Annotated in this window: 13 protein-coding genes; 7 read left to right on the plus strand and 6 right to left on the minus strand. The window is 60.9% G+C overall.

The genetic code is table 11. The features are described 5' to 3' along the window. Positions 1-162: 162 nt before the first annotated feature. The 4 genes from ACE10Z_RS04955 to ACE10Z_RS04970 form a co-directional block, all read right to left on the minus strand. Positions 163-2,538 carry a hypothetical protein gene (locus ACE10Z_RS04955; RefSeq protein ID WP_375786933.1) on the minus strand — a complete coding sequence of 792 codons (2,376 nt, stop codon included), beginning with the start codon at positions 2,536-2,538 and terminating at the stop codon, positions 163-165. Between the two features lie 256 nt (positions 2,539-2,794). Beyond that, positions 2,795-3,541, minus strand: coding sequence for an SOS response-associated peptidase (locus tag ACE10Z_RS04960; RefSeq protein ID WP_375786934.1), 747 nt, complete (start codon positions 3,539-3,541; stop codon positions 2,795-2,797). Positions 3,542-3,544: 3 nt separating this feature from the next. Next, positions 3,545-3,994: a hypothetical protein gene (locus ACE10Z_RS04965; RefSeq protein WP_375786935.1), complete on the minus strand. Its 450-nt coding sequence runs from the start codon at positions 3,992-3,994 to the stop codon at positions 3,545-3,547. Positions 3,995-4,040: 46 nt separating this feature from the next. Next, positions 4,041-4,436: a hypothetical protein gene (locus ACE10Z_RS04970; RefSeq protein WP_375786936.1), complete on the minus strand. Its 396-nt coding sequence runs from the start codon at positions 4,434-4,436 to the stop codon at positions 4,041-4,043. 145 nt (positions 4,437-4,581) lie between these two features. On the opposite strand from ACE10Z_RS04970, the gene ACE10Z_RS04975 reads away from it, so the two are divergent. Further along, on the plus strand, positions 4,582-5,514 hold the full coding sequence (locus ACE10Z_RS04975) for a Ku protein (protein ID WP_375790109.1): 933 nt from the start codon (positions 4,582-4,584) through the stop codon (positions 5,512-5,514). Between the two features lie 170 nt (positions 5,515-5,684). After that, entirely contained in the window at positions 5,685-6,299 is a 615-nt protein-coding gene (locus ACE10Z_RS04980; protein WP_375786937.1) for a cell envelope biogenesis protein TolA, read from the plus strand. A gap of 27 nt (positions 6,300-6,326) precedes the next feature. Here ACE10Z_RS04980 and ACE10Z_RS04985 read toward each other — a convergent pair whose 3' ends face one another. Next, positions 6,327-6,590: a hypothetical protein gene (locus tag ACE10Z_RS04985; RefSeq protein WP_375786938.1), complete on the minus strand. Its 264-nt coding sequence runs from the start codon at positions 6,588-6,590 to the stop codon at positions 6,327-6,329. A 625-nt stretch (positions 6,591-7,215) separates the two neighbouring features. Between ACE10Z_RS04985 and ACE10Z_RS04990 the strand changes: the two genes are divergently transcribed. The 3 genes from ACE10Z_RS04990 (at position 7,216) to ACE10Z_RS05000 (ending at position 12,630) form a co-directional block, all read left to right on the plus strand. Next, entirely contained in the window at positions 7,216-8,256 is a 1,041-nt protein-coding gene (locus ACE10Z_RS04990) for an IS110 family transposase (RefSeq protein WP_375786939.1), read from the plus strand. A gap of 684 nt (positions 8,257-8,940) precedes the next feature. After that, a complete protein-coding gene (locus tag ACE10Z_RS04995; protein ID WP_375786940.1) occupies positions 8,941-10,056 on the plus strand; it encodes an IS110 family transposase in 1,116 nt (371 codons plus the stop codon). 558 nt (positions 10,057-10,614) lie between these two features. After that, a complete protein-coding gene (locus ACE10Z_RS05000) occupies positions 10,615-12,630 on the plus strand; it encodes a ParB/RepB/Spo0J family partition protein (RefSeq protein ID WP_375786941.1) in 2,016 nt (671 codons plus the stop codon). Between the two features lie 327 nt (positions 12,631-12,957). Here ACE10Z_RS05000 and ACE10Z_RS05005 read toward each other — a convergent pair whose 3' ends face one another. Beyond that, positions 12,958-13,086 carry a hypothetical protein gene (locus ACE10Z_RS05005; RefSeq protein WP_375786942.1) on the minus strand — a complete coding sequence of 43 codons (129 nt, stop codon included), beginning with the start codon at positions 13,084-13,086 and terminating at the stop codon, positions 12,958-12,960. 261 nt (positions 13,087-13,347) lie between these two features. On the opposite strand from ACE10Z_RS05005, the gene ACE10Z_RS05010 reads away from it, so the two are divergent. Together ACE10Z_RS05010 and ACE10Z_RS05015 are read left to right on the plus strand one after the other, a co-directional pair. Further along, complete coding sequence (locus tag ACE10Z_RS05010) at positions 13,348-13,659, plus strand: DUF736 domain-containing protein (protein ID WP_375786943.1); 312 nt, start codon at positions 13,348-13,350, stop codon at positions 13,657-13,659. 376 nt (positions 13,660-14,035) lie between these two features. Next, positions 14,036-15,226 (plus strand): DUF932 domain-containing protein, encoded by a 1,191-nt coding sequence (locus ACE10Z_RS05015; protein ID WP_375790110.1) that lies wholly within the window; start codon positions 14,036-14,038, stop codon positions 15,224-15,226. The last annotated feature ends 125 nt before the right edge of the window (positions 15,227-15,351 follow it).

Raw genomic sequence — 15,351 nt, forward strand, 5'->3', positions numbered from 1 at the left:
CGCCCGACGATCTGCGCCTGTCCTCTGGGGACAACATCAGGTGGATTGCTGGGATCTTCAATTAATGGTGCCTCTGCTCACCATCACGCGTCGAGTGTAGCCGAGGCTGACCGGACCGGAAAAGCTGCCTGGTCGGCGTGGTCCTCGGTGGTGGCCTGCGGCTTAGGTGCTGGGGTCGGCAGCTCTTTGCGTTTTTCTTGCTTTTCTCTGTCTCTTCTCGAATTCGGCGCTCCAGATCGCTTGCCAAAGAGGCATGCCGAGATGGATTGCTTGCGTAGCGTTGCATACCACAAGAAGCGTGTGTGCCTGCTTGGTCCAATCCGGGGCTGAAAGCTCTTTCCAGCAAGAGGGGGCGCCGAGCGTGCTAAACAGCTCGTGCCCCGTCAACACGAGCACGGGGTTGATGGGCCACTCGGTCTTCCACGGCTTCATGCCCGCCTTCGCAATTTTCGTTATCTCCCTAATCTCGCGAGGCGTAAGCTGCTTTCTCAGCGTGCAGAAGGCGAGGATCGCTCCGGGGAATTGCTTTGCCAGCTCGTTCATTCGCTGGAAATCTTTCTGCTGAAACTCGTTATAACTTTTGCATTCGGCGAACAAAACCCCGTCTTGGCTCTCTCCAAATGCCACGTCCTGCCACAAGAGCCCGAGGTCCGCTTCCAGCACCGCACCCGTAGTTGCGTGCTTGGCCGTGAAGCTCAACGCTGGGGTCGTCTGAAGAGAACGGTCGTGCTGAAGAAAATTCAGGGCGAGCAACACTGAGTAACTTCCGTCGCCGAATTTTTCGACGCTGAATGGTCCCGCGGTCTTGAGATGCCATTCGCCCTTGTTGGCTTTGTCCACCGCCGAAATCGCGTCGAGCTTCTTAAAGCAGAGAGGGCAAGTAAGTTCGGCCGCGAGATCATTCACGCTAAACCACGATGTTCGCCCGCAGTGAGAACACTGCGTTTTGTATCCGAGCTGAAAAACATTGCGCTCGACCAGCGACTCGTACAGGCGGTTGTTCCACCGACCTATGCTCTTGATCCGACTTTTTACCTCGCCTAAAGGCGCGCCCTTTCCGTTCTCGCCGCCTTTGGTCATCGTGTCGAACAGTGACAGGAGCGGCTCGTTTGTGAGGACGCTCGTCCATCCGCGAAGCTGCGAGTGCATCTGCTTCGCCAGCCGGCCGCATGTCGATAGTTCGGCGTTAAAGCCCTTGTCCTTCAACCACGCAAAGAAGATATCTTCAGCAGGGGGAATTTTCCAACGTGTATTGCGCTTCCAATCGACTAGATGAACAGCTCCGGTACGACCGATCCGAAACTCATCGCGCGAGGAGTGGAATATCCCACCGGCTGCACGCAGGACTTCCTCGCCGTGATCGTACGGCAATACGTCTGCGAGCAAGCCATCGCCTTCCCCATAAAATCTTGGGTAGATCTCATTCGCATATCGGGGGGTGCCGTTCGATACGTCCGTGATGAACTTCGGCATAACCAGATCAAAGCTGGCAGTGTCGTTCACCTCGGGAAAGGAATATTCGGTTGTCGATGAAACGACGTTTTGCGGCGTCGCATTATCCCTCCCCATTGCCCACTCGTCCCAGATCCGGGGATACCAGTGCTGCAGGGCGAGCGCCCAGGCTTTAGGATTGTCCGGAATGATTGTCTCCGGCTGCAAGAGCGCCGCCAGTGCCTCTAACTCCGGCATGGTCGAGGAATAGCTGCGGATGATATTTGTGCCGTACGTGATCGATGGATTGAATCGGTTAACGCCGAAACGATCTCGAACAAAATTTCTGATGTAGGAAATATACTCAGGGACTTCGGCAAATTGCTTCGGCACAGGAATGATCGGGCGGCCCAGCGCCCGCAAATTCCAGAAGTCGACTATGTCGGTGAATTTCGTTGCGTCCATATAGAATGCATATGAACGATCCAACCCGCGCCCCTCTGTTTCCAATTGGAACCGCGTGATGTTTCGCGGGAAGAAGACACGTGACTGCATAAGTGTTTCGTAATTGTCAGGCCCGATCGCGGGCTTCTCGATATCAATCGCCTGGGCGAACTGGCTCTCGACGATCTGCTGGATTGGTTCGGGAAGTTCACCGACGGTTGCAGCCCAGAACAACGCATGTTGGGCTGGAAAGACTGGGAAGGCGACCTTCGACGCAAACCGCCGAACAACCTCAAAGTATTCTTTGTATATTCCGTGCATCAGCTCGAAAACGCCGACCCCATATTTCGGAGCCCGGTCCTGCTGACCGGAATGGAAATTTGACCAGATGTCATCGATCGATATAGTGGATCGGCCTAAGTCGGTGACATAGGCCGGCGGTGTGCCGCCCGTGCAATCGACAAGAATGTCTGGATCGAATGCGCGAATGTAGCCGGCAACGCGATCCTTCATCGCAATTCGTTGACCTGGATACAGTCTCCAAGCCTTCAGCGGCTGAGCATAGAGCGGAATGATGGGGTTATACGTGCCGCCCCACAGCGTCGAATTGATCTGGATCGCGACACGCAATGCGGCTTTGTCTGGCGGAATGAGAAACGCCAATCGCAAAGGTCTGCATTTGAGTTTGATGTTTCCGAACATTGCAGGTCAGTATTGGCGCAGGCTAGCGGCCTGCAATGATGATGGGACGTCTGTCTCGCTCTCAGTTGCAATCAGCGGCCAAGCCCGGCGATCTTCACTGCTTGCGCGTATTCGTTCTCGTTAACGTGCGATGCGGCCTCGCCGAGCATGGTCTCAAGCCCCTGCCAGTTTTCGATAGGGCGTCCAGAGCACGAGCCAATATCAGTTCTTGGAATTGTCATTTACATAACAACCTAGAACGAGTGAAGGAACTTTGAATATCTTCCTTGACGCCGCGAGCGACGATCTGGAGCGCTCCGTCTGAAAGCGGTTGCTGAAGTTTGAGGGCTTCGTCCGGAGCGGCCGTCATCCAGGTCTCGACTTCGTCTGGCGTTGTCAGGATTACCGGCATCGCCTTCGGGTGGATGGCACCGACCTCGGCGTTCGGCTCGGTCGTCAGGAAAGCGTAGAGGTCGTTAGTCGTCTCACCTTCCTTGACCTTCCGCACCGACGTCCAGTTGGTCCAGATGCCAGCGAAGCAAGCGAGGGGGCGGCTCTCGTCGAGCGCAAACCAGATGTCGCCGCCCTCGGCCTTGTTGAACTCGCTGAAGGAGTTGAACGGCACGACACAGCGGTTTTCGGCTCCCAGCCATCTCGTCCAGTGCTTGCTCTTCATGTTGCGGATGTTTGTCGTGCCGCCGTCCGGCTCCATCCGTAGCAGCTCCTTGAAATCGACGGTCTTGCCCTTGGCCTGCAGCTTCTCGGCTCGTTTCTTGGTGGCGTCCATCAGCGCTTTTGACGACGACGGCATTCCCCAGCGTGCCGTGGCGAGTTCGCGGCCCTCGGCCCCGTTGCGCACAATCGGTGCTTTGTAATCGGGAAAAACCCCGGGCATCGGCGCCAGATTGCCGACGTATCGGTTCACGACGCGGAACAACGCGCTGATTGCGGCTTGGTTGGTCGTGATCGAGTAGAGATTGCACATCGGTCAGGATTCGGTCAGAGGGTGGCGCGGCTGCCAAGCCAGTTGTAGCAGAGTCGCGGAAGGACGCCGGCCCGCCTTGGCGCATTTGCGGCAGCGCAGCCGGCTGGCGAGATCGTGCACGAAGGTGGTCGGCGGATGCTTCATCGCCGCGAGGTCAACGTCGCTCGGCGTCTTGCAGCGCGCGCACTGGATCTCCAGCCAAGGGAAGCCGCCATTCAGCGCTTGATCGATCGTCGGGGATGGATCAATCGGTTCTCCGTCTGACCACATGCGTTCGTTCCAACTCTCGCATAGCAGCTTGTCGGCTCGCTGGATGAGCGCTTCCCCCTTCGCCCGCGTCTCCGCCGATTGGGTAGCCAGGATGTTGGCCATTGCCCGCGCCTTGCCAAGCTCCTTCGCCAGAGCCTTGCGGTCGCCGCCCGACAGCGGCGTAGGGTGATACTTCGGGGCCATCCGGACATCCAGGCGCTAAAAGATCGGATTGGCGATCCGGAGCGGGCTACGACGTCTCGAACGCCGGCCAGCACCCGTCTTCCTCATGCCTGCCGGTGCGCTGCTGGCAGGTGTTGTCGAGCAGCCGCTGCGCCACGTCCTTCCAGACGGCGTTGCCGCCATACAATCGGACTGCATCGGCGGTCTGAATCTCCACGGTCCGCTCACAGCGGCGGCAGGAGACGCGCAGCACGTGGCGCTGAACCTCCGACAGACGCCGCTGCCGCAACTGCACCCCGGTCGCATCAGCGCGAGGGTCTTTGAGTACCGATTCCCAGTATTCGGCCGGGAGGGGCGCATCCGGAGCCGCAGCGGAAGGGCCCGGCCGGCGGGCGGCTTCAGCGGCCAGTTTTTCCATCTGCTTTGGGGTCGGCATGCGCCAGCTCGCGGGTCGATCGGTCATTCCGAATTAGAACATAAAGTGAACAAAAGTCGAGTCCGGTTGCGGTGGTCGCTGAGAAAAAATCATCCCGATGGGATGGCCCCGGTGTCGGAACCAAGCCGGGCGGATCGTCTTGAATCCGGCATCAGTATTGGAGTTCCCCGCCATGGCCCCCCGCGCTAACTGGAAAGGCTTCCTGCGTCTTTCCCTCGTCACCTGTCCGGTCGCGCTCTATCCGGCCACGTCGGATTCCGAAAAGGTCTCCTTCAACCAGCTCAACCGGAAGACCGGCCACCGGATCAAGTACGCCAAAGTGGACGCCGACACCGGCGAGGAGGTCGCCAACGAGGACATCGTCAAGGGCTACAAGGTCGACACCGACACCTTCATCGAGGTGACGAAGGAGGAGCTGGAAAATGTCGCTCTGGAATCGACGCGAACCATCGAGATCGACGAGTTCGTGGACCGCAGCGAGATCGACCCGAGGTATCTGATCCGTCCCTACTACCTGGTGCCGGACGGGAAGGTCGGTCACGACGCCTTCGCCGTCGTCCGTGAAACGATCCGTGAGATGAACAAGGTCGCGATCGGACGGGTGGTGCTGACCAACCGTGAGCACATCATCGCCCTCGAACCCATGGACAAGGGCCTGATGGGAACGCTGCTGCGCTATCCTTATGAGGTGCGTTCTGCAGACGAGTATTTCGACGATATTCAGGACGTCAAAGTCACCAAGGACATGCTTGATCTCGCCAAGCACATCGTCAATCAGAAAGCGGGCCACTTCGAGCCGGACAAGTTCGAAGACCAGTACGAAACCGCCCTCATCGATCTCATCAACCAAAAGCGCGCCGGCAAACCCATCACCGCGAAAGAGCGACCGCGTGGCGAGAACGTCGTTGATTTGATGGACGCGCTGCGCAAGAGCATTGGCGGCGAAAAGGCGGCAGCGACAGAGGCGCCGAAGAAGCCAGCCAAGAAGGCGCGCAAGGCGACGGCCGGGCAGAAGGAAATGCTGATGCCGATTGCCGGCAAGAAACCGGCCAAGGAGGCCGTGGCAAGGAAGCCGGCGGCCAAACCGCAGCGGAAGTCGGCTTAAGGTATCCTTGCGGTGGGTTCACGGTAAGCTCGCTCCGACATGCCGGATGCGTCGAGATATTTCCCGGGCCGGCCGCTCTGTTCGCCCGCCTTGGACGTTCTCTGCTCCCGAGCTAGACAGCACGGCTGATCGAATGGCAGCGTCAGGAGGTCGGTGCGGGGAAGCGTCTCATGGCGAGAAAACTGAAGACCTACCAGACCTCGCTCGGCTTCTTCGATCTGGCGATTGCCGCTCCCTCCATGAAAGCGGCTCTGGAAGCGTGGGGCGCAGACAGCAATCTCTTCCACCAGGGCGCGGCGAAGGAGAGCCACGACCCGGACGTCATCGCCGCGACCATGGCAAAGCCCGGCGTCGTTCTCAGGCGGCCGGTTGGAACCGACCGACCTTTCAGCGAACATGCCGAGCTGCCCACCGATCTTGGCGGCGGTGGGCCGACGAAAGCCGCCCGCAAATCGAAAGGCCCAAAGGCGAAGCAACCTTCCTCTCGCCCCGTCGACAAGGCTGCGGAACGAAAGGCCGCTCTCGCCTTCGAAAAGGAGCAGAAGCGGCGCCAGCTTGAACATGCGAAGCAAGAGACTGCCAGGCAGAAGGACCGTGAACGCCGGCAGCAGGCCATCGACAAGGCGCAAGCTGCGCTGGACAAGGCCGCGCAGGAGCACGCGAAGCGGGCCGCCGTCATCGAGGCCGAGGTCGAGGCTCTCGAGAAGAGATCGCAAGCCGAAAAAGCCCGCTGGGATAAGGAGAAGGAACGATTGGAAGCGACGCTGCGGCGCGCGCGGGGTTAGTTTCCGTTATGCTCGGCGCCGGTTCTCCTAATCAGGAGGGCATTCTGGGCAGGTATCACCGATCGAGTTCAGCACGTCGCGAACCTCGGCCGCCGCACCATCAGGGGAGACGCCTGCGGGCGGGTCTGCGCGGGCGATATCGAGGGCCCGCTCCCTTGCATGCGGATCGGCGCGGTCCTGCATCCAACCGTGCTGCTCGCACTCGCGGATCGCGCCAGCTTCCTGGAGCACGTCGATCGCCCATCCGCGCAACGTCCGTATCGCCGGCCTTCGTTCATTCGTCATCAGCATAGGAATGGCTCCTGACAGAACGAATCGTTGCGTCCGCCATTCGTTCCCCTCCTATCACCAGGCTGGGCTTTGTCGAGAAACACTAGCGAAAGGTAGCGGGTGGGCGTGTCCGATGACGCCACTCTCGGCTGTCGCTTCTGAGCGATTGGATGTGCAGGCTCAAAAAGGGGGTGGCGATTTGATAGTTGCGTATTCCGCCACTGCCATGTTGACGGGCGGCGCCGCATATTTCCGGCCATGACGCAGCCATGGGAATCGGGAGAGGACTACGCGTGTCCGCACTGCGGCGCGATATACGCGGTGATGCTCGCCCAATCGCTTTCAACCGACGATGACGGCAAGCCTTGCATGGCATGCGGGGACGCGTTGGCATGGTGGCGCAGCATGACGGTGCCGCACTTCAAGCAAAAGGTGCGTAAGAATGGGGATCCGGCATGATCCCGAAGCACCATCACAACAAGCCAAATGCTGAACTGTGGTCCTCAGCTCGAGCAAAGACGCAAGGACTAGTTGGGCGCGTGCGGCAATGGCCGCACCGGGCTCTTGTGTTGGGGTGGACGGCCCCCTTCCGCCGGTGTGCGTGGCAGGATGGGGTCGTCGATGACCTCAAACGAAGGAGCCGTCCGTGGCAATTGTTCGAATCGGTTTGGACACGTCAAAAAGCGTATTTCAGCTACACGGCGTTGACGGGATGGAGCAACCAGTCTTGCGGCGCAAGTTGAGGCGCGGCCAGGTTCTGGAGTTCTTCCGTCGTTTGCCGCCAGCGTTTGTCGCAATGGAAGCTTGCGGCGCGTCGCATTATTGGGCGCGGGAGCTGCGATCGCTCGGACATGAGGTGGCGATGATCCCGCCACAATATGTCAAGCCGTATGTGCAGCGAGGGAAATCCGACGCTGCGGACGCCGAGGCGATTTGCGAGGCGGCAAGCCGGCCAAAACTGCGCAAGAACTTCGTGCCGGTCAAAAGTCCCGAGCAGCAGGGCGCGCAGATGCTGACGCGCGTGCGGGCTCAGTTCATCAGTAGGCGCACCCAGCTCGCCAATTCGATCCGCGGCTACGCCGCTGAGTTCGGCTTTACCGCGCCCAAGGGGCTTTCACGGCTTCCGCAATTGCTGATCGATATCAAGGCTGATGCGACAGTCCCGGACCTGGCGATAGAGTTGATAGAGGCGTTGGCTGCAGAACTGGCGCGCGTCGATGATCAGGTCGTTACGCTCGATAAGAAGCTCACGCAAATCCATCGGAGCAACGAGATGAGCCGAAGACTGGCAACCATTCCAGGAATTGGGCCAATCGGTGCGACGCTGCTGTCAATCAAGGTCGTGGATGCCCGCGGGTTCAAATCGGCAAGAAACTTTGCCGCTTGGCTTGGCCTGACGCCAAAAAATCACTCCACGGCCGGCAAGAATCGACTCGGTGTCATCACGCGCGCCGGTGACGGCATGTTGCGAACCGTCTTGGTAGCTGGCGCGACAGCCGTGATCGCGGATGTGCGACGACGCGGGAGCCGCTCTTGGCCCTGGCTGACAGACATCATCACGCGCAAGCCGCCGAAGCTGGTGGCGATAGCGTTAGCAAACAAGCTGGCGCGGATAGCTTGGAAACTGATGGTTACCGGCGAACGGTACCGGGCTGCGAGCGCGGTGCCGATCCCATCGCCGACATAGACTTTGAAAGACAAGCAGAGCTTTGCGTCAGACGGCTAGATCTGACGCTGAGGCCGGAACTTGCAGGAAAGGAAGAGGTGGTACGTTCGGCGCGAGCCGGTCATGTGAGACACTCCGCTCGGTTTACCGGCAGCAAATGCCGCTCTCGTGTTTGGAACTCACTGTCCGCGAAGCCCATCTTGGCCAAGGGTCGTAAGATCCGAAAATAGGCCGGACATATGAGCGCAAGCGATCCGAACATGCTGACCGATCCAATCCTTGCAAGTCGGGGGCCGTCCACATATGAACCGAGCCGCGTGGCGTCTCGCCGTGCGGCTTCGATCCCTCGCGCGAATATATAATGTGTCGCTCGCCGGAGGCACTCGCTCGCGGACCCCGCCGGCATTGCATGCCGGCGTCGCTATCACTGTCCCGCGTTCGGGTGCCTTCTCAAACCGGTCTCGCGACTGCACTCGGTCCCGGGTCCCGCCGCTATGCGTCGGCGCTATGCTGACCCTCCTGCGGGTGCCTCATTTGATTTTCTCACTCTTGCCTCTTGTTTTCACCTCTGCCGGGGCTGCCCAGCATTCTCACGGTCGAGATCTAAGTCCGTATGTCCTTTAGCGCCAGCATAGCGGCGCCACCGGTCTCCGTCACAGTCGAGCCGCCGCCGCGTATGAAGGCGCGGCGGCTCGACATCGGAGAATGCAGATGCAGAAGGTTCTTTTCGTGGGGCTCGACGTTCACAAGGTCAGCATTTCGGTAACGGTGGCGGAAGACGGGCGCGAAGGAGCGATCAGCTTCATCGGAGCGGTGCCAAACACGCCGGCGGCGTTGTCTAAGCTGAGCAAGCGGTTGGCCAAGGACGGCCATCGACTGGACTTCTGTTACGAAGCCGGTTTCTCCGGCTACGGCATCTACCGGCAGCTGACCAGTCTGGGGCATGGCTGCACTGTTGCTGCGACGTCCTTGATTCCGCGCAAGCCGGGGGAGCGGATCAAGACAGATCGCCGTGACTCCCAGAAGCTGGCAATTTTGCATCGTTCCGGCAATCTCACGCGGGTATGGGTCCCAGACGAGGGACATGAGGCAATGCGTGATCTCACCCGGGCTCGGATGGACGCGTCCATGCACCTCATGCGGGCGCGACAGCAATTGCTGGCATTTCTGCTGCGCCACGGTCGCTCCTACGATACCGGCAAACATTGGACACAACGGCATCGCTCGTGGCTTGCAGGCCAGACGTTCGATCAGCCGGCGCACCAGATTGTCTTCCAGGACTATTTAGAAGCAGTTTGGACGACCCAGGAACGGCGTGATCAGCTTGTTGGCCGCATCAGCACCATGGCTGCCGATTGGACGATGGGACCCCTCGTGGAAGCGCTGCGCGGATTAAGAGGGCTTGATCTCATTTCAGCCGCAACATTTGTCGCTGCGATCGGCGATCTGGCTCGCTTCGAGAGTGCTCGCCATTTGATGGCGTATCTCGGCCTGGTGCCTTCGGAACAGTCGAGTGGTGAGCGGATCCGGCGTGGTGGCATTACCAAAACCGGCAACAGCGAAGCTCGGCGCATGCTCATCGAGGCCGCCTGGAGCTATCGCTATCCACCTCGTGTCGCAAAGGAGAAGGCTGAAGTGATCGTCCGTCTTCCAAAGGCAGTCCGGGATATTGCCTGGAAGGCACAGCTGCGGCTCTGCAAACGATATCGGACGCTGAGTGCCGCTGGAAAGAAGCCAACCATCGTTGTAGCCGCAATCGCGCGAGAACTCTGCGGCTTTGTATGGGCGATCGGCCGGGAGGTGAAGCCGGTGACAACGTAGTCAGCTCGCGCCGGCCTGTTTGGCCGGGAGCAGGACACCGGTCAAGGCAACCCTCGAGAGCCCCATCGGGCCGGCATTCAACCCGACGCCCGCACTAAGTCCGAGGTAGGCCTGCGACGAAAAACGCTCATGCGGTCTCGACCCGCGAATGGAAGATTGATCGACCGTCGCCATCGTCGTTCTGCTCCCGACCTGACAGCATCACCTTGCGATCGTGCTCAACGCCGCACCTCCGGTGCGGTGACGGGCGCTTCGCGTCTTTTCCCTTGCAAAAGGACATGGAAGGGGCGCCGCCCCTCGCGCGCACCAGGGTAAAGCGCCGGCTGGTGCCGGCGCCGATCCGAGCGGTCTCCCCGGTCTTCCGCGCTTTCTCAGATTCTCAACACTGGAAATCCTGGCACGCGCTTGTGCAGACCCGCTCTTTGAGCGGCCCTTTTCGGGCGGGCGATCCCCCTCCGCTCGGCTCGCCCTGGCACTTGCTACCCCTGGTCTCGCCGACGGGCAGGGGCGCAGGCGCGGAGTGCGCCCTGCACCCATGCAAGCAAAAGGAGATCGATCATGTCGGTCAAGCACATTGAACAACTCCCCGAGAACGGAACGCAAGTTCTCATTCCGCTCAACAAGCTCAAGAAGTCCCCGAAGAATGCGCGCAAGACGCCGCACAGCGATGCGGCGATCGAGGCCTATGCGGCAAGCATCGCCGCCAAGGGCATTCTGCAAAATCTGGTCGTCGAGCCAGAGGTCGATGGTGAGAACGCGGCTACCGGGTTCTATTTCGTGACCATCGGCGAAGGCAGGCGGCTTGCCCAGCTTCTGCGGGTGAAGCGCAAGGAGATCAAGAAGACCGAGCCGATCCGGTGCATCGTGGACACCGCGAACGATCCGCACGAAATCAGCTTGGACGAGAATGTCACCCGGGAAAACATGCATCCCGCCGATCAGTTCGAGGCGTTCAAGAAGCTGGCGGAAGAGCGCGGCTTCGGTGCCGAGGAAATCGCCGCCCGCTTCGGCGTGACGCCGCATGTGGTGCGGCAGCGCCTGCGGTTGGGCGCAGTCTCTCCGAAGCTCATGCAGGTCTATCGCGACGGCGAGCTGGCTCTTGAGCAGTTGATGGCCTTTGCCATCACCGATGATCACGCTCGGCAGGAAAGCGTTTATGAGCGGCTGTCCTATAACCGGGATGCCAGCACCATCCGTCGCATGCTCACCGAAACCCATGTGGCCGCAACCGACCGCCGCGCGCGCTTTGTCGGTATCGAAGCGTACACCGAGGCAGGCGGCTCGATCCTTCGGGACCTCTTCACCGAGGATCGCGGCGGCTATCTGGAAGACGTGGCGCTGCTTGATTTGCTGGTCATGGCAAAACTTGGTCGCGAAGCAGATGCGGTTCGGGCGGCCGAGGGATGGAAATGGACGGAAGCCCATCTCGATTTCCCGCATGCCCACGGCATGCGCCGGACCTACCCGCATCCTGTCGAGCTTTCGGCGGAAGATCAGGCCGCTCTTACAGCGGCTCAGACGGAATTCGACCGCCTCACCGAAAAGCACCAGACGGCGGATGAACTTCCTGAAGATGTGGATGCCCGGTTCGGCGAGCTTGAGGCCGAGATCGAGCGGCTGGAAGCGAAGCGGCAGGCGTACGACTGCGACGACGTCAAGCGGGGCGGCGCGTTCGTGATCCTCAATCACGACGGTGCCGTCCGGATCGAACGCGGGTTCATCCGGCCCGCGGACGAAAAGCCTCAACCCGAAGCGGAGCAAACTGCGGAAGCCTCAGTGGCAGGTGATCCGGAGGGATCAGATGATCAGGCAATGCAAGATGAGTGCGGGGAAGGTGCAACTGCCGACGACGAGGAAGAGGACGACCGCCCGTTGTCCGACGTCCTCGTTCGTGACCTCACCGCGCATCGCACCTTGGGCCTACGGCTCAACCTGAGCGAACAGCCGGAAGTCGCCATTGTTGCGGTCACCCATGCTCTGGCCGCGCAAATCTTCTATCTCGGCGCGGACGCCCATGTTGTCGGTATCCAGCCGGTCAAAACGGATTTGGCGGGACATGCGGACGGGATCGAGGATGCGCCCGCAGGCAAGGCATGGGCGGACCGCCACGCCAATTGGGCAAGGCAGATACCGTGCGATGTCACGAGCCTCTGGGCTTTCGTAGCCGAGCTTGATCACGACAGCCGCATGGCCTTGTTCGCTCATTGTGTCGCGCTGACCGTCAACGCGGTCAAGCTGCCGTGGGAGCGGAGGCCCCGCGCTTTGACAACAGCGGACCAGCTTGCGGAAGCCGTTTCGCTCGACATGACCGGCTACTGGCGACCGACCGTGCGCAGCTATCTCGGTCGCGTCACCAAGGCCCGCATTCTGGAGGCCGTCTGCGACGGTGTGAGCGGCGAGGCTGCCGAGCGAATGTCAGATATGAAGAAGCTCGATATGGCGGAAGCGGCCGAGCAGTTGCTCGCTGCGACCGACTGGCTGCCCGCCGTGCTGAGGACGGCCAAGCCGCAAGAGCAATCCGTTACGCCCACTGCTGGGCAAGGCGATGATGCCTATTCGGAGGCTGCCGAGTGAGTTCTCAGCCGGGGCCGCGCATGCGGCCCCGGCCAACCACCCAAAATTTCGGCCGCGCGCCCTCGGCGCGCGGCCAATTCAATTGATGCAAGGGTAGCGACTACAGACGCAAGCCCACACCTGGACGACGGATACGGGTCCTTCCGATCAGTGCGATCGTAGCGAACCGCGAACACAGGTTCGTTGTCTAGCCCCGTCCATCAGCGTCGATGTGCCCTTCGCCGGGTCCTTGATCCGATGAATGCCTGCTATCGTTCGGATCGTCCTTCGGCAGGGCTCCTCCCGGCTGCGTTGCGATGCGCCACGACAGAATGCGAAATTGGTCGCTCATCGTTCTCTCTTGCGCGTCTTGATCGCCGTTGATGCGCTGATGTCAGCGTGTGTTCGGCCGATCAAGCCGGGTCCTTGTGCTGCTCGAATGCCGGCAGCCATGGTGGTCTCCGTCAGTTCTTTCATGGGCGGCGTCCAACGCAACCTCGAATGGGCTGATCAGGCCCGAGGGACGGCAAGAGCCTCGATCGCCTTCCCTCAACGGCTCCGCCAGCTTTTTTCCCCTGCCGCAAAGGGGCGGCATTCCTCGCGGAAAACAAAAAAGCAGGCTTACCGCCGTCCTCCGCTGCGCTGCGGGCCTGAAGGCTGCGGGCCGATCGCTCCCCGGGCCAAGGATCGCCATCGAGGCCGCGATGGGCGTGGCCCGAGCAACAAACGGAGACCACCATGGCTACCATCGGCACCTTCACTGCTTCGGACAACGGCTACGTCGGCTCGATCAAGACGCTGACACTCAACATCAAGGCAAGGTTCGCCCCGTCCGAGAAGGACAACGACAAGGCTCCCGACTTCCGCATCTTCGCCGGCACCACCGAATTCGGCGCCGCCTGGAAGAAGACCGCCCGCGAGACCGATCGCGCATACCTCTCGGTCAAGCTCGACGATCCGAGCTTCCCGGCGCCGATCTACGCCTCGCTGGTGAAAGTCGAGGGCGACGAGGGCTTCACCCTGATCTGGTCCCGCCGCAACGGCGACTGATCCATCCGGATCATCCGCCCCGCCTCTCCGGAGGCGGGGCTTTTGCGCTTCTGCTGCCGCCTTGCAGGGAAGCAGGAAGAGCATTGTTCTTTCGAAGTGAATCGCTAAGGGCTCCGCCCTCGCGCGGGCAAGGGTGAAGCACCTGACGGTGCCGGCCGGACCGGTATCCCCGGTCTTCCGCGCCAAGGATCTTCATGACGACCAAAGTCGTCAGGGCGCGTGCAGACGCGCGCTCATCGAGCGCGCCCTTGTCAGGCGGGTGATCCCCCTCCGCTCCGGCCGCCCTTGCCCTTGCTACCCCAGGTCTCGCCGACGGGCAGGGTTGCAGCGCAGCGCTGCGCTTCAACCTCAGCCCATAGGAGAAACGACCATGAACATGATGACTTTATCGCAAGGCCAACAGTCCGCTTCCAGCGGCTTTCGTGTGGATGTATCGCGTGGCCAACGAATTGGCCGTGTGTCGTCGGAATGGTTCTCGCGACCCGATGACGAGCGTTATTTGAACCTGCCTGACCTCTATGACGCCGTGCGCGGCCGCGCCGAGCGCGCGCAGGCGCGGACGGTGGAAAGCCGGGCCATCCGGGTGGAGGCCAATGGCAACAATCCCGAGCGACTGGCCTTGACGGTACCGGGACGTGACGAGCCCGTGGCGCCGACCCATTGGAGCTTTGGCCAGTTGTGCACGCTGGTCGGGGCGCCGACCTCCTATCTGCGGCAACTTCCTGCGGCTCTGTCAGGCATCAACCTGCAACATGGCTTGCTCTCGCACCGCGCCGAGCTCGTGAAAACCCTCGAAGCCGATAACGGGCGGGTCGAGCTTCGCGCCGTAACCGGACCGGACTATGGTCGCATCTGGGACCATGAACTGGTCGCCGCCGTGATGAAGATCGCTGGCAACGGCATCGGCGACACGCGGTGGAAGGTGCCGGGCGTGTTGGATTGGTCGACCATGACCCACAATCCCCTTGTGGACGTGACCAAGGACACCACGACGCTCTACGCCAGCGACCGCGATGTGTTCCTGTTCTTGGTCGATGACACCAACCCGATCGAGGCGGGCCGGTTGCCGGATGGATCGCCGGATTTGTATTTCCGGGGATTCTACTGCTGGAACAGCGAAGTCGGCAGCAAGACGCTGGGCATTGCGAGTTTCTACCTTCGCGCCGTCTGCATGAACCGGAATCTGTGGGGCGTGGAGAACTTCGAGCAAATCACGATCCGGCATTCTAAATTCGCAGCGCAACGTTTCGCTCATGAGGCTGCGCCAGCGCTGACAAGCTTTGCCAATTCCTCGCCTGCCCCATTCGTGGCCGGTATCAAGGCCGCGCGGGAGCGGATCGTTGCTCGTACGGATGAGGACCGGGAAAGCTTTCTCCGCAAGGGCGGGTTTTCCAAGTCGGAGACGACGAAGGTCATCGAGACCGTTCTAGGCGAGGAAAACCGCCAGCCGGAAAGCATCTTTGATTTCGTGCAAGGGATCACTGCGCTGGCCCGGACCAAGTCGCATCAGGATGCGAGGCTTGAACTGGAAGGAAAGGCAAAGCGCTTGATGGAGCGCGCGATCTAAGGGGGACGGGCCGCGCAATCGGGATCGGTTGCGCGGCTACCCCTATGGTGCCCTGCGCATCGCCGCCGGTCCGGCAAGCCGGACCGGCGGCGATGACGCGTGTCCGCGTCCGGCGCTCGCCGGGC

Source organism: Bradyrhizobium sp. Pha-3 (assembly GCF_042258615.1).
GTDB lineage: Bacteria > Pseudomonadota > Alphaproteobacteria > Rhizobiales > Xanthobacteraceae > Bradyrhizobium.